General features: G+C 39.0%; 15 protein-coding genes. 10 read left to right on the forward strand and 5 right to left on the reverse strand.

The annotated features are described in order from the left end of the window. Window positions 1-124 precede the first annotated feature (124 nt). The 7 genes from RE317_RS02465 (at window position 125) to RE317_RS02495 (ending at window position 8,225) form a co-directional block, all read left to right on the forward strand. Window positions 125-571 carry a cold-shock protein gene (locus RE317_RS02465; protein ID WP_005847295.1) on the forward strand — a complete coding sequence of 149 codons (447 nt, stop codon included), beginning with the start codon at window positions 125-127 and terminating at the stop codon, window positions 569-571. Between the two features lie 70 nt (window positions 572-641). Then, window positions 642-1,571, forward strand: coding sequence for a ribonuclease Z (locus RE317_RS02470; RefSeq protein WP_007837771.1), 930 nt, complete (start codon window positions 642-644; stop codon window positions 1,569-1,571). Between the two features lie 33 nt (window positions 1,572-1,604). Next, the gene (locus tag RE317_RS02475) at window positions 1,605-2,156 is read left to right on the forward strand and encodes an RNA polymerase sigma factor (RefSeq protein WP_005847291.1); all 552 of its coding nucleotides are present in this window, start codon (window positions 1,605-1,607) and stop codon (window positions 2,154-2,156) included. A gap of 44 nt (window positions 2,157-2,200) precedes the next feature. Beyond that, entirely contained in the window at window positions 2,201-2,578 is a 378-nt protein-coding gene (locus RE317_RS02480; protein WP_008669954.1) for a hypothetical protein, read from the forward strand. An 11-nt stretch (window positions 2,579-2,589) separates the two neighbouring features. Then, window positions 2,590-3,036: a hypothetical protein gene (locus RE317_RS02485; RefSeq protein ID WP_005847287.1), complete on the forward strand. Its 447-nt coding sequence runs from the start codon at window positions 2,590-2,592 to the stop codon at window positions 3,034-3,036. A gap of 273 nt (window positions 3,037-3,309) precedes the next feature. Further along, window positions 3,310-6,471, forward strand: coding sequence for a TonB-dependent receptor (locus RE317_RS02490; RefSeq protein ID WP_008669952.1), 3,162 nt, complete (start codon window positions 3,310-3,312; stop codon window positions 6,469-6,471). A gap of 23 nt (window positions 6,472-6,494) precedes the next feature. Continuing rightward, complete coding sequence (locus RE317_RS02495) at window positions 6,495-8,225, forward strand: RagB/SusD family nutrient uptake outer membrane protein (protein WP_005847282.1); 1,731 nt, start codon at window positions 6,495-6,497, stop codon at window positions 8,223-8,225. A gap of 193 nt (window positions 8,226-8,418) precedes the next feature. On the opposite strand, the gene mazG is transcribed toward RE317_RS02495, so the two are convergent. After that, entirely contained in the window at window positions 8,419-9,204 is a 786-nt protein-coding gene (mazG, locus tag RE317_RS02500) for a nucleoside triphosphate pyrophosphohydrolase (RefSeq protein WP_005848197.1), read from the reverse strand. A gap of 110 nt (window positions 9,205-9,314) precedes the next feature. Here mazG and RE317_RS02505 point away from each other — a divergent pair, with 110 nt between their 5' ends. Continuing rightward, on the forward strand, window positions 9,315-11,942 hold the full coding sequence (locus tag RE317_RS02505; RefSeq protein WP_008669948.1) for a valine--tRNA ligase: 2,628 nt from the start codon (window positions 9,315-9,317) through the stop codon (window positions 11,940-11,942). Window positions 11,943-12,122: 180 nt separating this feature from the next. On the opposite strand, the gene RE317_RS02510 is transcribed toward RE317_RS02505, so the two are convergent. After that, window positions 12,123-12,563 carry a DUF6249 domain-containing protein gene (locus RE317_RS02510; RefSeq protein ID WP_005847274.1) on the reverse strand — a complete coding sequence of 147 codons (441 nt, stop codon included), beginning with the start codon at window positions 12,561-12,563 and terminating at the stop codon, window positions 12,123-12,125. Window positions 12,564-12,707: 144 nt separating this feature from the next. Between RE317_RS02510 and RE317_RS02515 the strand changes: the two genes are divergently transcribed. Next, a complete protein-coding gene (locus tag RE317_RS02515; protein ID WP_005847272.1) occupies window positions 12,708-13,253 on the forward strand; it encodes an RNA polymerase sigma factor in 546 nt (181 codons plus the stop codon). Beyond that, the gene (locus RE317_RS02520; protein WP_005848201.1) at window positions 13,250-13,627 is read left to right on the forward strand and encodes a hypothetical protein; all 378 of its coding nucleotides are present in this window, start codon (window positions 13,250-13,252) and stop codon (window positions 13,625-13,627) included. Before RE317_RS02515 ends, RE317_RS02520 begins: the two co-directional genes overlap by 4 nt. Before the next feature lie 73 nt (window positions 13,628-13,700). Here RE317_RS02520 and RE317_RS02525 read toward each other — a convergent pair whose 3' ends face one another. The 3 genes from RE317_RS02525 to secA form a co-directional block, all read right to left on the reverse strand. Beyond that, on the reverse strand, window positions 13,701-14,150 hold the full coding sequence (locus RE317_RS02525; protein ID WP_005847268.1) for a hypothetical protein: 450 nt from the start codon (window positions 14,148-14,150) through the stop codon (window positions 13,701-13,703). Window positions 14,151-14,220: 70 nt separating this feature from the next. After that, window positions 14,221-15,213, reverse strand: a complete 993-nt coding sequence (locus RE317_RS02530; protein ID WP_005847266.1) for a DUF6340 family protein — start codon at window positions 15,211-15,213, stop codon at window positions 14,221-14,223. Window positions 15,214-15,335: 122 nt separating this feature from the next. Then, the gene (gene secA / locus RE317_RS02535) at window positions 15,336-18,632 is read right to left on the reverse strand and encodes a preprotein translocase subunit SecA (protein WP_016270178.1); all 3,297 of its coding nucleotides are present in this window, start codon (window positions 18,630-18,632) and stop codon (window positions 15,336-15,338) included. Window positions 18,633-18,674 lie beyond the last annotated feature (42 nt).

Consider the following 18,674-nt stretch of genomic DNA (forward strand, 5'->3'; position numbering starts at 1 on the left):
TAATAAAATTTCGAGTTAGTATTTCATAACGACTTCTCCCCCGTTTTCTTATTACCTCACTATTAATTCCATACACTTCCCCGTAGCAGGCCGAACTGTATATTACTAATTTAAAAAGAATCAAATGGCGAAACCTATTTCATTTACCAAACGAGATCTAGAAAAGAAAAAACAAGAAAAGCGTTTAGCAAAACAGCAAAAAAAAGAAGAAAGAAAAAGTAACGGCACATCTTCCTTTGAAGATATGATTGCCTATGTAGACGAGAACGGTATGATAACCGATACTCCTCCCACTCCTAATAATAAACCACAAGAAGTGGATATGTCCACCATTGAAGTTTCAACTCCTCGTAGAACTGAAGAACCGATAGAACTAGTACATGAAGGAAGAATAGAACACTTCAATGTATCCAAAGGATATGGATTTGTAAAAGATTTGAAGAATGCAGAGAAATACTTCTTTCATATTAGTGGACTGATAGACAATATCATAGAAAATAACATCGTGACTTTTGAACTAGAAAAAGGGTCACGTGGCATGAATGCTGTGAAAATAAAACTTAAGAAATAGTTCAATCCTATAATGCCGTTTTTACGGCATTTTTTATTTTCCATTCAAAAAAGATAGTATCTTTGTAACGATGGAGAAATTTGAAGTACATATATTAGGATGCGGGTCAGCATTGCCGACCACACGGCATTTTGCGACATCACAAGTCGTAAATATCCGTGAAAAACTATTTATGATAGACTGCGGCGAAGGAGCACAGATGCAATTACGCAAATCAAAACTGAAATTCACCCGGCTAAACCATATATTCATTTCACATTTGCACGGTGATCATTGTTTCGGACTAATGGGACTGATATCAACTTTCGGTATGCTGGGAAGGACAGCCACACTCTATATTCACTGTCACGCAGAATTAGAACGTCTTCTTACTCCGCAACTCGACTTTTTTTGCAAAGGTATGAGTTACAAAGTCGTTTTCCAAACTTTTGATCCGGGCAAAGCTGAAATAATTTATGATGACCGTTCACTAACCATAGAAACAATTCCCTTACGTCATCGGATACCAACATGCGGATTCCTCTTTTCAGAGAAACAGACCCCCGCCCATATTCGTCGCGACATGATTGACTTTTATGAAATCCCCGTATACGAACTCAACCGGATAAAGAATGGCGCCGATTACACATTACCGGACGGAAAAATAGTACCAAACAACAAATTGACTATCCCTTCTGCCCTTCCCCGCCGATATGCCTATTGTTCAGATACTATTTATTTGCCACGTATCATAGAACAAATATACGGAGTGGACCTGTTATTTCATGAAGCCACCTTTGCACAAAGCGAACAAGCCCGTGCGAAAGAAACCTTTCACACAACTGCTTCGCAAGCTGGAGAAATCGCCCGTACCGCAAAAGTAAAACAACTTCTTATAGGACATTTTTCAGCCCGCTACGAAGATGAAAGCATATTGTTACAGGAAGCATCGGATATTTTTCCTAACACTCTACTTGCACGGGAAACATTAAAAATTTCAATAGAATCCATTAAACCATAACATAAACCGGATATCTAATTTAAAAATAGGAACATGAACACTTATAATGAGAAAGAAATAATAGCGTTATTACAGGACCCGGCACGACAAAAAGAAGCCTTCGAATGTATTGTCAACGAATACAGCGAACAGCTATATTGGCAGATACGCCGGATGGTACTTTCTCATGAAGATGCCAATGATCTGTTACAGAATACATTTATCAAAGCATGGACTAATCTAGAGTATTTTCGTGCCGAAGCCAAAATGTCGACCTGGCTTTACCGCATAGCTTTGAATGAATGCTTGACCTTTTTAAATAAACAACGTGCCACCAACCAATTATCCATAGACGACGCTGATGCAGATATGGTGAACAAACTGGAAAGTGATACATATTTTAATGGAGATGAAACTCAAATATTATTTCAAAAAGCATTACTGACGCTCCCTGAAAAGCAGCGTATAGTATTCAATTTAAAATACTTTCAAGAAATGAAATATGAAGACATGTCTGAAATATTAGGAACAAGTATAGGGGCACTGAAAGCCTCCTACCACCATGCAGTGAAAAAAATAGAGAACTTTTTAAAAGAATGCCTTTAAACCTTTTTAAAAGAAATGTATCTAACAAAGAAAGGAGAACCACTATGAAGGAAGAAGATGAACTATTAAAAAAATGCGGGACAAAAAATCCATTCATGGTACCCGAAGGTTATTTCGACAACTTCTCAAAAGAGTTGATGAATAAATTGCCGGAGAAGGAACAAACTTCTACTCCGCAAGAAACAATAACTACTTGGCAACGTATCAAGCCTTGGATATATATGGCAGCTATGTTTTGTGGATTGATGTTCAGCGTCAGAGTTATTGTAGGTCCCCCTAAACAAGACACTCCTATTTTTACAGCAGCGGAAACTGAACAATTCTCAGACGAATATATTGAAACGATTTTAGATCATTCCATGATGGATGATTATACGCTCTATCAATACTTGACAGATGCAAATTCAGATATGTATAATTAAATAATAACCACATGATACAAAGACTGGCAACCTTGCTTATCACTTTATATATAAGCATTTCGCTACAGGCGCAAGACAAAAAGAAACCTGGTTTCACCAAAGAAGAATTCAGAGCTAGACAAGAAGCATATCTCACGCAAAAAGCAGAAATAACGCAAGAAGAGGCCACTAAATTCTTCCCTATCTACTTCGAATTACAAGACCGTAAAAAAACAGTAAATGATAAAGCATGGGAGCAAGCACGCAAAGGCAAAAATCCTAAAACAACCGATGCCGAATACGAACAAATTATAGAAGGTATTGTCAAAGCAAGGATTGAAGCCGATAAATTGGATTTGGAATATCTACAGCGCTTTAAAAAAATCTTATCTCCCAAGAAAATATATAAGTTACAACGTGCAGAGATTAAATTCCACCGTGATATCTTAAAAATTATGCACCAATCTCAAAAAAAATAAAAGCAACAAGAGATATTTCCAACTTTTTCCCCAAATCTATCAATCAACTTAGATTTGGGGATTTTTGTATTTAAAAAGTTCAGCGGAACGACAAAATGATTAAGATGTTTCTTTTATAAAAACAAGTTAATTTTCTTGCTTGTTTAAGTTTTTATTACATTGATTAGAATATACTTTTATTTTTAAACATTTACCATCGAAAATATTTTGATTTATTAGATTTTATTCCTAGGTTTGTACAAACCATAAACTCACAAATCTATTACAAACATTATGAAAAAGACACTATTACTACTATTCGTATGCTTATTCGTAGGAATAAGCCATGCACAAGCACAGGTAACAGTGAAAGGAACCGTTATCTCAAGCGAAAACAACGAACCGGTAATCGGAGCTTCCGTATTGGTAAAAGGAACAACCAATGGAACAATCACCGACATCAATGGTCAGTTCACACTTACAAACATCTCACCTACCAACAAAACAATTATTGTTTCTTTCATTGGAATGGAAACCCAAGAAGTAACCATCAAGCCGGAAATGAAAATTGTTATGACTTCAACAACAGAAGTGATGGAAGAAGTTTTGGTAGTTGCTTATGGTACTGCAAAAAAATCAGCTTTTACAGGATCTGCAAAAATGATTCATACAGAACAAATAACTAAACGTCCGGTTACTAATGTCATAGAAAGTTTATCTGGACAAGTGGCAGGCCTACAAATGACAATGACAAATGGGCAGCCTGGAGAAACTCCAAGCATTCTGATACGTGGCATCAGTTCAATGAGCGCAAAAACAGATCCCCTCATCGTATTAGACGGTATGCCATACGAAGGAGGATGGAATAACATCAATCCAGCAGATGTAGAATCTATTTCTGTACTAAAAGATGCAGCATCCACAGCTCTTTATGGTGCTCGAGGTGCTAACGGTGTCATAATTATAACAACAAAATCAGCCAAAGCAGGCGATGCAAAAATCACAGTAGACGCTAAATGGAGTGCCAATACCCGTGGTGAAATAGAATATGACTACATAAAAGATCCAGGAGAATATTATCAAGCACACTATAAAGCATTATACAATTATTATTTAAATGCCCAAGGACAAACTCCTGACCAAGCATATGTCAGCGCAAATACTAATATGATAGGAACCAACAGTCAAACCGGTGGTTTATCCTACAACGTATATTCATATCCTGAAGGAGAATATCTGATTGGTAAAAACGGTCTTCTTAATCCTAATGCAAAATTAGGACGGATAGTAAACGGTTATTATCTCACTCCCGACAATTGGGTCGATGCTGTATATCATACAGCATTACGCCAAGAATACAACGTCAATATTTCAGGCGGAAGTGATAAAGCACAAATCTATGCTTCTTTTGGATATTTAGATGAAGACGGTATAGCAGAAGGGTCTGATTATAGCCGTATCACCGGTCGTTTGAAAACCACATATCAGGCTAAACCGTGGATGAGATTTGGCGCCAACATCAGTTATACACATTCAATACAGAATTCAGCCGCTGGCGGTTTTAGCCAAGCTTTCAATACAGCTCCCATATATCCACTTTACCTACGTGATACAAATGGTAAGATCATGCAGGATAAAAATGGTGACATGTACGATTTCGGAGTATCCAACCAAGGTCCTCTAAACCGTCCTATCAACCCGAACTCTAACGGAATAAAATTAAGTCAGCTCGATACATATAACACCTCTGCAAATACTTTGAATGGAGACGCATTTATAGATATTAATTTCCTGAAAGACTTCAAATTCACATTCAATGCAGGCACTTCGATACGTGACAGCCGGTACAAAAATGCTTTAAATCCTTTTTATGGAACAGCAAATTCTTTGAATGGAAGCATCAATGTCCAGCATTGGCGTCGAACAACCCTCAACCTACAACAAATATTAAATTATAATCATAGCTTCGGATTACATAACGTTTCATTGATGGCAGGTCATGAAAGCTTTAATAACGTTTATGAAGAATTATACGCAGCCAAAAACAGTATGTTCTCTTTTTTTCAGAATCAAGAATTAAACGGTGCCATCAGTGGTACCAACGATGAGTCATCCTATAAGAGTAAATACAATACTGAAGGATATTTATTCCGAGGTATGTACGACTATGACAGCAAATATTTTTTCCAACTTTCTTACCGGCGCGATGCCTCTTCCCGCTTTCACCCGGATAATCGCTGGGGTAATTTCTACTCTGTGGGAACTGCCTGGATTCTTACCAAAGAAAAATGGTTGGATGACATTAAATGGCTCGATTTATTAAAACTAAAGTTTTCTGTAGGTCAACAGGGTAATGACAGAATAGACGATTTCTTATATGTAGATACTTACAATATCAATAACAGCAATAATGAGTTATCATTAGGTTTTTCCAGAAAAGGAAATAAAAATATTACCTGGGAAACCAATACAAATATAAATTTAGGTATAGAATTCGAACTATTAAAAGGCAGATTAAGTGGTAGCATAGAATATTTCAATCGCAGAACTACTGATATGCTTAACCGTTTTTCTGTACCTTTATCATTAGGGTACTCAGGCTATTATGACAATATTGGTGACATGAATAACAAAGGTGTTGAAATTGATTTAAAATATATACCAGTCAAGACTAGAAACGTAACATGGAATATTGGCTTTAATGCAACACATTATAGAAATAAGATCAGCCGTCTTGCAGAAAGTAAAAAAACAGACATTATAGATGGACATGCCGGTTATGTAAACGGTCTGTATTATTACGGAGAAGGACTTCCAATGTATACTAACTATGTTCAAAAATATGCAGGTGTGTCCGAAGAAGGCAAACCACAATGGTATTATACAGATAAGCAAACCGGTGAGATGAAAACAACAACAACCTATTCTCAAGCTGATCTATACTTATGTGGTGACGCTGTTCCAGACCTATACGGTGGTATCAATACCTCTCTTTCATTTTATGGTTTTGATTTCTCTACACAAATAAACTACAGTATAGGAGGTCAGGCATACGACTATGGTTACCAAGCATTAATGTCACCTCCTACTTCAACTCATTTAGGATACAATGTTCACAAAGATATTTATAAAGCATGGAGCCCGGAGAATACTCAAAGTGATATTCCACAATGGCAATTCAATGACCTGTACAGTGTAAAAACATCCGACAGGTTTCTAACTAATGCATCTTCCATAAGTATTCAAAACATTCAATTAGGATATACTTTCAGCAAAAAAACACTTAGAAGTCTATATCTAACTAATCTGCGCATTTATGTGGCCTGTGACAATGTTTATTATTGGTCAAAAAGAAAAGGTTTCGATTCACGCGTAACATGGAACGGAAATAAAGATTCATCCGGAGAATATTCAGCCGTACGCGCATTCTCTGCCGGTCTAAGTTTACAATTCTAATCAACACATAAACAATCAAGAATATGAAAAAGAAATATATTACCAAACTAATGATTGCTGCATGTCTGTCATCAGCATTAAGCTTAAACAGTTGTATCGAAGAGGTATTTCCAGAAAGTAGCACAGCTACCATAGACCAAATAGGAAAATCTGACCAAGCTATCAGCGCAATGGTAAATTCAGTAGTCGCATTTATTAATGCATTTAGAAGTTACGGTCCACAATTTTATCATGATTTTGGATATAGTGGATATAATTTAATCAGAGAAAGTGCATGCGAAGACTTCTTCTGCCACGAACCCAAATTTGACTTTTTTGATACTTATGGAGTATGTAATGATTTGGGTGATGCCGATGTTGTCAATACCATTTGGTATTATAACTACAAGTTTCTGAATAATGTAAATAATGCACTGAGTGCTTTAGAAAAAGCAGATGATGCACCCGAAAACAAGTATTATAAAGGTATATGCCTATCTTATAGAGCCATGATATACATGGACTTAGTCCGAATGTATGAATATAAAAAAACAGGAGTAGAGAAATTAGATGCAGAAGCAGCCAGTAAAAATTTATATGGCATAACCGTACCTATTATTACCGCTGAAACCACAGAAGAAGAAGGGCGTAATAATCCACGTGCTCCCTTCTATGCCGTATACAAATTCATATTAGATGACCTAGCCTCAGCTGAGGAGCTTTTGAGTGATTATCAACGCCCAACCAAAAACTTGCCCTGTACCCCGGTTGTCCATGGTCTGATGGCACGTATGTGGCTGGAAATGGGATCTCGTTTCGAACTTTACCCTGAAGATCTCAACACCCTAAACAACAATACAGATTTAAACATTGCATCAAAAGAAACTTGTTTCACTAAAGCAGCCGAATACGCACGCAAAGTCATTAACGAAAGCGGAGCAATGCCTCTGACCGAAAAGGAATGGTTTGGTGGAGACAGCTATACTACCGGCTTCAACAGTGTACTAACCAATTCATGGGTATGGGGATCCATCATGACTACCGAGGATGTACATAGCTATTGGCTCAACTTTGCCGGAAGCATGTGTCCTGAACAAACTTTCGGTTACGGTAACCGAAAATGGCAAGGATACAAGCTTATCGGCAAAAAATTGTTCGATCAAATACCAAATGCAGACTGGCGAAAAACAACTTGGATTGCTCCTGAAGATGCACACAAAGCTCCCGGAACTAAATATAGAACTTTGTTGACCGATGATGATTTCGCTGATATGCCTCCATATACAGGTATCAAATTCCGACCTAAAAATGGAGAAATGAACGATTATACAATCGGAGCTGCCGTTGACTATCCGTTAATGCGTATAGAGGAAATGTATTTAATCGAAGCCGAAGCAATAGGAATGAGCCAAGGATTAGCAGCCGGTATTTCTAAATTAGAAGATTTCGTAAATACATTTCGTTATAATACTTCTGTGGGTAGCTATACATGTAAAGCAAATGATCTAAAAGAGTTTCAAAAGAAGGTTGTTGAACAGAAACGTATTGAATTCTGGGGTGAAGGGATCATCTTTTGGGATTACAAACGGTTAGAGTTACAAGTTGTTCGTGGTTATCCGGGTACTAATGCTCCTATCGGATATCGATTTAATTCAATAGAAGGCTACTGTGCGCCCTGGATGAATATCTTTATCAGTCTTTATGAAAATGTATTCAACAAAGGTGCTGTTTTAAATCCTGATCCTTCACAAGCCATCAAAGAATGGGTAGAATAAAATTCATATAAAACTTATTTCATAAAGAATGGGGAGCTGTCATAAAAAAGACAGCCCCTCATTCTTATAGAACACAATTTGATATCACCATACATTAAATTACCTAGAATAAATACAATACCCTTTATTGATTAAAACAGAAAAACAAGCAAGACAAAAATAGCACACATCATAAAAAACAATTCCAACCCTACTATTTTTCTTCCTTTTTAGCCTCATTCCATATAGCATCCATTTCTTCCAAAGTCATATTCTTCAAGTTCTTTCCCTGTTTGATGGTGTGTTCCTCTAAGTAATTGAAACGACGGATAAACTTCTGGTTAGTGAGTTCCAATGCATTATCCGGATTAATCTTGTAAAGGCGGGCCGCGTTTATAAGACTGAACATTACATCACCGAATTCCGCTTCCGCCTTCTCCTTATCCATGTTCTCCACCTCAGCTTCAAACTCGCCGATCTCCTCTTTTACTTTAGTCCAAACCTGCGAACGCTCCTCCCAATCAAATCCCACGTTGCGGGCCTTATCCTGAATGCGGTATGCCTTGATTAGCGAAGGTAAAGCAGAAGGTACTCCACTCAAAACCATTTTGTTACCATCCTTTTCCTTCATCTTCAACTGTTCCCAATTTTCAGTCACCTTCTCGGCAGTCTCGGCTTTCACTTCGCCAAAAACATGAGGATGACGGAAAATCAGCTTCTCACAAAGACAGTCACACACATCCTTGATATCAAAATCTCCTGTTTCACTACCTATCTTTGCATAAAAGGCCACATGCAACAACACATCACCCAACTCTTTACAGATATCCTTCTTGTCATCCTTCATCAAAGCATCACAAAGTTCGTAAGTTTCTTCAATCGTATTAGGACGCAGACTTTCATTCGTCTGTTTCCGATCCCAAGGACACTTCTCTCGCAACTCGTCTAAAATATCGAGGAAGCGGCCAAATGCTTCCATTTGTTCTTTTCTTGTATGCATAATCAGTTTATTAATATCATTTTGTAGTGCAAAAGTACATAATAATCCAACGACTTTTATTAATTTTGCACTCAATTATGCGATAATCAATTAAATAAATAAAATATAAAATGGAATTAGCAAGTAAGTACAATCCCGCTGACGTGGAAGGAAAATGGTATCAGTATTGGCTGGACAACAAACTCTTTAGTTCAAAACCCGACGGACGTGAACCTTACACAGTCGTCATTCCACCACCCAACGTAACCGGAGTACTCCATATGGGACACATGCTAAACAATACCATTCAGGATATATTAGTACGCCGTGCCCGCATGGAAGGCAAGAATGCCTGCTGGGTGCCGGGAACCGACCATGCTTCCATTGCCACAGAAGCCAAAGTGGTGAACAAACTGGCCGGACAAGGTATAAAGAAAACTGACCTTAGCCGTGACGAATTCCTGAAACATGCCTGGGCGTGGACAGAAGAACATGGAGGTATTATCCTGAAACAGCTGCGCAAACTAGGTGCATCCTGCGATTGGGACCGTACAGCATTCACCATGGACGAAGAACGTAGCGAAAGTGTCATCAAAGTATTCGTAGACCTTTACAACAAAGGTTTGATCTATCGCGGTGTACGCATGGTAAACTGGGACCCAAAAGCACTGACAGCTCTCAGTGATGAAGAAGTTATTTATAAGGAAGAACACAGCAAACTGTATTATCTCCGTTACAAAGTAGAAGGTGATGCTGAAGGACGCTATGCGGTAGTTGCTACCACTCGTCCCGAAACAATTATGGGAGATACTGCCATGTGTATCAATCCCAATGACCCGAAAAACCAATGGCTGAAAGGCAAAAAGGTAATTGTACCACTGGTAAACCGTATCATTCCGGTTATCGAAGACGACTACGTAGACATTGAATTTGGTACAGGATGTCTGAAAGTAACACCCGCCCATGATGTGAATGACTATATGCTTGGCGAAAAATATAACTTGCCCAGCATTGATATCTTCAATGATAACGGAACACTGAGCGAAGCTGCCGGACTGTATGTAGGTATGGACCGTTTTGATGTACGTAAACAGATTGAACAAGACTTGCAAGCTGCCGGATTGCTGGAAAAGGTAGAAGCTTATACTAATAAGGTAGGTTTCTCGGAACGTACCAATGTAGCCATCGAACCGAAACTGTCCATGCAGTGGTTCTTGAAGATGCAACATTTTGCAGACATGGCATTGCCTCCTGTAATGAATGATGAACTGAAATTCTATCCTGCCAAATACAAGAACACCTACAAAAACTGGCTGGAAAATATCAAAGACTGGTGTATCAGCCGCCAGCTTTGGTGGGGACATCGCATTCCGGCATACTTTCTGCCCGAAGGCGGTTATGTAGTAGCCGAAACAGCGGAAGAAGCTTTGAAGTTGGCACAAGAAAAAACCGGTAATACCAATCTGAAAATGGAAGATTTACGTCAAGACGATGACTGTCTGGACACTTGGTTCTCTTCATGGCTGTGGCCCATTTCTTTATTTAACGGTATCAATAATCCTAATAATGAAGAAATAAACTACTATTATCCTACTAGTGACTTGGTTACAGGACCGGATATCATTTTCTTCTGGGTGGCACGAATGATTATGGCAGGATATGAATATAAAGGTGATATGCCGTTCAAAAACGTTTATTTCACAGGCATCGTACGCGACAAACTGGGACGTAAGATGTCAAAGTCTTTGGGTAATTCACCCGACCCGTTGGAACTAATTGACAAGTATGGTGCCGATGGCGTGCGAATGGGTATGATGCTTGCCGCTCCCGCAGGAAACGATATTTTATTTGATGATGCGTTATGTGAACAAGGACGTAACTTCAATAACAAAATATGGAATGCATTCCGCTTGGTGAAAGGTTGGGAAGTTGCCGATATTGCACAGCCCGAATATGCAAGACTGGCCACTGAATGGTTTGAATCCATGTTGGCAAAAACAGCTGCAGAAGTAGCTGACTTATTCGGCAAATATCGTTTGAGCGAAGCACTGATGGCTGTATACAAATTATTCTGGGACGAATTCTCAAGCTGGTATCTGGAAATGATCAAGCCGACATACGGACAACCCATTGACAAAGCGACCTATGAAAAAACTTTAGGCTTCTTTGATAACTTGCTGAAGTTGCTGCATCCGTTCATGCCTTTCATTACCGAAGAGTTATGGCAACATATATATGACCGCAAAGAAGGGGAAAGCCTGATGGTCCAGCAATTGAACATTCCGACTGCTTGTAATGAGATTATCGTCAAAGAATTTGAAGTAGTGAAAGAAGTAATCGGTGGTATCCGTACTATTCGTTTACAGAAAAACATTGCACAGAAAGAAACTTTGGAGTTGCAAGTAGTAGGTGTAAATCCAGTAGCTACATTCAATCCTGTTATTACTAAATTGTGTAACCTCTCTTCTATCGAAGCCGTAGAGAATAAAGCTGACGGCTCCGGCTCATTTATGGTAGGTACCACTGAATATGCCATACCATTGGGCAATTTAATCAACACAGAAGAAGAACTGGCAAAACTGGAGGCTGATTTAAAATATCAGGAAGGCTTTTTGCAAAGTGTATTGAAAAAATTAAGCAATGAAAAATTTGTCAGCAAAGCACCAGCCAACGTTATTGATATGGAACGTAAGAAACAGGCTGATGCAGAAAGCAAAATAGCTTCTTTAAAAGAAAGTATTGCTGCTCTGAAAAAATAAAAAAATATACCGCTTTACAGAGATTGCAACATTCTATGTAAAGCGGTCATCACTTCTTTTTTAATAAAGAGATGTGTCAAAAGTAATTCTGCTATTGTCTTGCTGCAAAGCTCGGATAGTTTTGATAATTACTTCAAATTTTGACACATCTCTTTCTTTTTTCTAATTGTCTTTCATTATTCAACGGGTATGATCTTTCCTGTTTTTCTGAGAAATTTTCAATTCTACTATAAAAGCAACTACCAAGCCCAAACCACCAAAAAGCAAGACATTTGCACCATAAATCAATGAAGTTAACTCGCTCATGCGCCAATTACGCTCTGTGAAATAATCGGGAACCGTGGTTGCACAAATAATATAACCAGTCAACAAGCCTAGTCCCATACCCAGCAACAAACAGCCAAATTTCAAGGCCGAGAAAGAAATCGGGGAAGATGACATGAAAGGAGTTCCTACAGGAAGAGGCAGGCTAAGCCTGTTCCCCAACATGGAAGGATCTAACTTGTCTCCCAATTTTTCTATCATAGTAAGACGCTCTTTCTTACCAACAAAAAGTTCAAATAATTTGTAGATTCCTAATGTAATGATACCTACAACAATCCAACCGGTAATGTAACCCATAATTTATTCGTATTTAAGTTATTAATTTTGTTCCTTTGTATTCATTAGACGCTGCGTAGCCAAAGAGGTTACACTTTTGAGAAAGAAAAAAATATTTTCTCTTTTTATGTAACCTCTCTCCCAGCCCTGCGTCTAATAGACAAAATGGAAAACGACGAAACACATATTATTCATAGGATATTAAAAGGAGAAACTTCTCTCTACGAATACTTCTTGGATAAATACAGTCAGCAAGTATTTATCTTGATTATACGCATCGTGGAGAATCAGGAGGATGCGGAAGAGTTGACCCAGGATACGTTCTTGAAAGCCTTTGAACATCTTTCGTCGTTTAAAGCAGAGAGTAGTTTCTCTACATGGATATACCGCATTGCATATAACACCGCCATATCGGCAACCAGAAAAAGAAAACAAGAGTTAATTGTTATGGACAGTGCCATGTTAATGAATATATCCGACCAGCAAATAGACGATGCCCTGAATGATGAAAGCGGGGAACGGGTAGGAAAGCTCAATAAGGCCATCAAGAAACTGGATGCAGAAGAACGCGCCTTGATTTCCCTATTTTATAATGAAGAGAAAACTATCGGTGAAATCGCTCTTATCCTGGGACTGACGGAAAGCAATGCAAAAGTAAAATTGCATCGAATAAGAAAAAAATTATATATACTCATAACAGAAGCAGAATGAACGAGAAACAAAAAGATAAAGGATTAATGAAGGCTGTAAAAGAACAGCCCCAATTCCGGCTGACCTCCAATTTTACTTTCCGCACCATGCAGAAAGTAGAGGAAGCTATACTCTTACGTGAAAAGAAACAGGAGAGAAAGATGTTACTAGCTACTATTGCTGCTTCTCTATTCTTAATAATAAGCGGCAGCATCGGTCTGTATATTTATTTTGGAAAGCACATTAAGGAAACTATGTATCATGCATTTCTTGCTGGCAGTCATGTTTTAAAAATACAAATTCCTCTCATTTATCTGCTATTCATCATAACTATACCCTTATTCATGGTTTTTGACCGATGGATGAGAAAACAATATTTTAAACGCCACTCTTGAAAAAACATTTTCCTCACCTATGATATAAAAAAGCATCGGAAACTTTACTATCCCGATGCTCCTATTATTTTATCTATTTTTCAAGCAAGTCTTTTAAAAATGCATCCAATTCTTCATCCAAACCCTTTAAAAGTTCATCATTCAGCAATAAAGTGTCTTCATCATCTATCAATAAAAGTTCGGTTACAGTTTCCCTATCCTCATCAACCAAAACAAAAGAATAAGGCTTCATTATAGCTAACTTATCCAAAACTCCCGTATCTTTCAATGCGTTGATCTCCCCACGAAGTATACGCTCTACTATTGTATAAAAATCATCTTCACTATAATCCACCCACTCTTCAATTATGGTACGTGACAATTCTTCGTCATCATCATTAAAAATAACTAATTCACCACTGTCCTGCTTAGGCTGCAAATGGATATCGGTGACTACCGTTCTCTCTCCATCCGCTATATATTTATCAACCGCTTCCCGAAGCGAAGACGCAATAGAAGCATGTGACTGTGCACTGAGTTTCATACCAAAATCAATTTTATATATTATTTATATCCAAAAGTACAAAAAAAATCTTTCTCTCAACACTTATTCTCTAAAAATTATCATCAAAACGTTTCATTTGTATTCTCAATTGGGATAGCTTACTCTCTCTTTTCTCTAACTCCAATGAATAAAAGGCTATCAATTGTTCATCCCTGCTGCCTGATTTCACCAAATTCTTCGCTTTACCCAACCATTCCTTGGCCTGTTCTACATTATCCTTTATTTCATAATATAGTGCAATATTAAAAGCCGCTTTCATCTTTTGCTGGCCTTTTCTCTTCTCATAGGCTATCTTCCACTGACTATACGCTTCATCCCAATTGTTCTCACGAAGATATACACCGGCATCGCGCATTTCAATATTCCCGCCATCGTAATAAAAACGAGCCACCTCATCCCAATGTGGCAACAGATGTTCTACTGGAATAGAAGCGGCATATTCCGAAGCTTCTTTTACTATCTTCCGGTCAGAAAGAGCTGGTTCTATTTCCCAGGAAATGGTATCTTGCTTGGCAACTACAAACAAAGGTTTATCACGATTGGGAATATATACTCTAACAATCGGAGATATAATTCCATCTACAGCATCTATAGGCATAGGAAAATCCGGATAGAACAGTACGCCGGGCTTAGTCTGAATATGAATACGATCAAAAGACAATATCATATCCACTCCCAAGTCCTCGCTCAGTTTCCGTACTTCCTCTTTAGTCAGAATGACATTAACCCGTGGCACTTTATCCTGTGCCCGGAATACAGAATCACAGATAATGACCTGATCGAAATAATTCACATTGGCAATATTCTCTGCCAAAGCTTCGGATGCCACTTTACCATCGCCTTCCAACTCACTGCTCAGTATTTCATGATTATCTTTAGTTTTCAGTACAGGCATATTGTTTATCACAGCCACTTTTCTCACAGCATCCGGAAAACTGACATCGGCTGCCTGTAACTGGTCAAAAGATATGGTCTGCAAACTGCTGCAGGAAGCAAAAAGTGTCCCGGCAACTAGAATTATTAATGAGGCGGATCTTTTCATATTATCATTTTTTCTTAGGGAACAAAAATACGCTTATTTATGTAAGAAGTAAGTTAAAAGGAATAAAAAAAACGTCCGGGTAGTAAATTCTACCCGAACGTTTCTATAATAATCGTTATTTATCACGCATTTTGCCCGTGACAGTTCTTATATTTCTTACCGCTTCCGCAAGGACAAGGATCGTTACGACCCACTGTCTTTTCCGCACGAACCGGCTCACGCTTTACCTCGCGGGTGTCATGTTCGGCAGCAGCTTGCTGGTGAGGATCACTTAAATCCTGCTTTTCCTCTCTATACTGTTGACGAGGAGCCTGCGGTTCGGGAGCAGCTTCACGAACTTGTTCCGGTTCTTGAACCGGGATTTGTCCACGCATCAATACAGAAATGGTATTGTTATTGATCTTATTTACCATGTTGTCAAACAAATTGACAGATTCCAACTTAAAGATCAGCAGCGGATCTTTCTGCTCATAGCTAGCATTCTGTACAGAATGTTTCAGTTCATCCAGTTCACGCAGGTTTTCTTTCCATGCATCATCAATAGTATGAAGCAGAATCGCCTTCTCAAATGACTTCACAATCTCCTTGCCTTCTGTTTCATAAGCCGCCTTCAAGTTGACAGAGATATTATACAAGCGTTTGCCATCCGTAATAGGAATCATGATGTTTTCGTACATATGTCCTTGCATCTCATATACCTGTTTGATAACGGGATTGGCAATCTGGGCCATACGGTCTGTCTTGCGCTTGAAGTTGTTCATTGCCGCTTCAAAGGTTTTCTCAGCAAGATCTTCTTTTCTCATCTTGTTGTACTCCTCTTCTGTGAATGGTACTTCCATTGCCAATGTCTGCAATATTTCCATCTTCACATTATCAAAGTCGCCCAATTCTACAGCATAAGCGCAACGATCCCAAATCATATTCACGATATCCATACCGATACGCTCACCCATCAAGGCATGACGACGTTTGGTATAAACAGCCACACGCTGTTTGTTCATCACATCATCATATTCCAGCAAGCGTTTACGAATACCAAAGTTATTTTCTTCCACTTTCTTCTGAGCACGTTCAATGGAATTTGAAATCATCTTGTGCTCAATCATCTCACCTTCTTTGAAGCCAAGTTTATCCATTACACTGGCAATACGATCTGAAGAGAACAAACGCATCAAATCATCTTCCAATGATACAAAGAACACAGATGAACCCGGATCCCCTTGACGACCGGCACGACCACGCAACTGACGGTCCACGCGGCGACTTTCATGACGTTCCGTACCGATAATAGCCAAACCGCCCGCAGCTTTCACTTCCGGACTCAGCTTAATGTCGGTACCACGACCTGCCATGTTGGTAGCAATAGTCACGATACTCTTCTGACCTGCCTGTGCCACAATATCCGCCTCTCTTTGATGCAGTTTCGCATTCAACACATTATGCTCAATCTTGCGCATTGCAAGCATTTTGCTCAACATTTCAGAGATTTCCACCGAAGTGGTACCTACCAGAACAGGACGTCCTTCTTTTACCATTTCTTCAATCTCTTCGATGACAGCTTTATACTTCTCACGTTTTGTCTTATAAACGCGATCATTCATATCTTTACGGGCAATAGGACGATTCGTCGGAATAACAACGACATCCAATTTATAAATATCCCAAAGTTCTCCCGCTTCCGTTTCCGCTGTACCGGTCATACCCGACAATTTATGATACATACGGAAATAGTTCTGTAAAGTGATGGTAGCAAAGGTCTGGGTAGCAGCTTCCACCTTCACGCCTTCTTTGGCCTCAATAGCCTGATGCAAACCGTCAGAATAACGACGGCCTTCCATAATACGTCCTGTCTGTTCGTCAACAATCTTAACCTGTCCGTCGATTACAACATATTCGTCATCCTTTTCGAACATGGCATAAGCCTTCAGCAACTGGTTGATAGTGTGTACGCGTTCAGACTTGATAGCGTAATTTGTCATCAGTTCATCTTTCTTGGCCAGTTTTTCTTCTTCTGTCAAATCTGTCTCATTTTCCAAAGCAGACAATTGGGAAGTAATATCAGGCAAAACGAATAAAGTAGGATCTGCCGCATTTCCTGTAATCAGGTCGATACCTTTATCGGTCAAATCTACGCTGTTTTGCTTTTCATCAATTACGAAATACAATGGATCAGTGGCCTCAGGCATACGCTTGTTATTCTGTTCCATATAAATTTCCTCTGTCTTCAGCATACCTGCCTTAATACCTTGTTCACTTAGGAACTTGATTAACGGCTTATTTTTGGGCAGTGCCTTATGACTACGGAACAATGCCAAAAATCCCTCTTCCTGATCTTTCTTGTCATCCGATGCAATCAAGCGTTTGGCATCGGCCAAATATTGGGTAGCCAACTTTTTCTGAGCTTCAAACAGACGCTCTACCAAAGGACGGAGTTGCTCAAACAACTGATCCTCACCTTTAGGAACAGGACCAGAAATAATCAACGGAGTACGAGCATCGTCAATCAATACAGAGTCCACCTCATCGACAATAGCATAATTATGTTTACGCTGCACCAAGTCTTTTGGACTGACAGCCATATTGTCACGCAAGTAATCGAAACCGAATTCATTATTCGTACCGAAAGTGATATCGGCCATATAAGCTCTGCGGCGTGCATCAGAATTGGGCTGGTGTTTATCAATACAGTCCACACTCAATCCATGGAACTGATACAATGGCCCCATCCATTCCGAGTCACGTTTTGACAAGTAATCATTAACAGTAACTACATGTACGCCATTACCGGTCAGTGCATTCAAAAACACAGGCAAAGTGGCTACCAACGTCTTACCTTCACCAGTAGCCATTTCGGCAATCTTGCCTTTATGTAACACTACACCACCGAATAACTGCACATCGTAATGCACCATGCTCCATACCATGTCATTACCACCAGCAATCCAATGGTTCTGCCAAATCGCCTTATCGCCCTCAATACGCACAAAATCTTTTCCCTGAGCAGCCAGTTCACGGTCAAAATCGGTAGCGGTTACAACCAATTCCGGATTTTCAGAAAAACGGCGTGCAGTGTCTTTTACAATGGCAAAAGCCTGCGGAAGTACATCATCCAGTGCTTTTTCATATTTTTCCAGCACTTCTTTTTCCAGTTTGTCTATCTGCGCGAAGATGCCCTCACGATCTTCCAGTTCTGTAGTTTCGATAGTACCTTTCAATTCTTCTATCTTCTTTTGTTCCTCAGCAGCCGAATCAGAAATGTACTTCTTTAATTCTACTGTTTTTGCACGAAGCTCGTCATTGCTCAATTTGGCAATTTCCGGATAAACAGCCTTTATTTTATCAACCCATGGCTTGATTTCTTTCATGTCACGAGTGGCCTTATTTCCAAACAATTTGCCAATAAATTCATTAAATCCCATTGTATTTTTTGTTTTTATTATTTTCTAATTTGATTACTTTTG

Source organism: Phocaeicola sp. GP0067 (assembly GCF_031119655.1).
Classification (GTDB): Bacteria; Bacteroidota; Bacteroidia; order Bacteroidales; family Bacteroidaceae; genus Phocaeicola; species Phocaeicola vulgatus.

What these genes read in the sequence shown, in the direction of transcription:
- RE317_RS02465 (WP_005847295.1), top strand. Translation starts at nt 125, where the DNA reads ATGGCGAAACCTATTTCATTTACCAAACGAGATCTAGAAAAGAAAAAA.
- RE317_RS02470 (WP_007837771.1), top strand. Translation starts at nt 642, where the DNA reads ATGGAGAAATTTGAAGTACATATATTAGGATGCGGGTCAGCATTGCCG.
- RE317_RS02475 (WP_005847291.1), top strand. Translation starts at nt 1,605, where the DNA reads ATGAACACTTATAATGAGAAAGAAATAATAGCGTTATTACAGGACCCG.
- RE317_RS02480 (WP_008669954.1), top strand. Translation starts at nt 2,201, where the DNA reads ATGAAGGAAGAAGATGAACTATTAAAAAAATGCGGGACAAAAAATCCA.
- RE317_RS02485 (WP_005847287.1), top strand. Translation starts at nt 2,590, where the DNA reads ATGATACAAAGACTGGCAACCTTGCTTATCACTTTATATATAAGCATT.
- RE317_RS02490 (WP_008669952.1), top strand. Translation starts at nt 3,310, where the DNA reads ATGAAAAAGACACTATTACTACTATTCGTATGCTTATTCGTAGGAATA.
- RE317_RS02495 (WP_005847282.1), top strand. Translation starts at nt 6,495, where the DNA reads ATGAAAAAGAAATATATTACCAAACTAATGATTGCTGCATGTCTGTCA.
- mazG (WP_005848197.1), bottom strand. Translation starts at nt 9,204, where the DNA reads ATGCATACAAGAAAAGAACAAATGGAAGCATTTGGCCGCTTCCTCGAT.
- RE317_RS02505 (WP_008669948.1), top strand. Translation starts at nt 9,315, where the DNA reads ATGGAATTAGCAAGTAAGTACAATCCCGCTGACGTGGAAGGAAAATGG.
- RE317_RS02510 (WP_005847274.1), bottom strand. Translation starts at nt 12,563, where the DNA reads ATGGGTTACATTACCGGTTGGATTGTTGTAGGTATCATTACATTAGGA.
- RE317_RS02515 (WP_005847272.1), top strand. Translation starts at nt 12,708, where the DNA reads ATGGAAAACGACGAAACACATATTATTCATAGGATATTAAAAGGAGAA.
- RE317_RS02520 (WP_005848201.1), top strand. Translation starts at nt 13,250, where the DNA reads ATGAACGAGAAACAAAAAGATAAAGGATTAATGAAGGCTGTAAAAGAA.
- RE317_RS02525 (WP_005847268.1), bottom strand. Translation starts at nt 14,150, where the DNA reads ATGAAACTCAGTGCACAGTCACATGCTTCTATTGCGTCTTCGCTTCGG.
- RE317_RS02530 (WP_005847266.1), bottom strand. Translation starts at nt 15,213, where the DNA reads ATGAAAAGATCCGCCTCATTAATAATTCTAGTTGCCGGGACACTTTTT.
- secA (WP_016270178.1), bottom strand. Translation starts at nt 18,632, where the DNA reads ATGGGATTTAATGAATTTATTGGCAAATTGTTTGGAAATAAGGCCACT.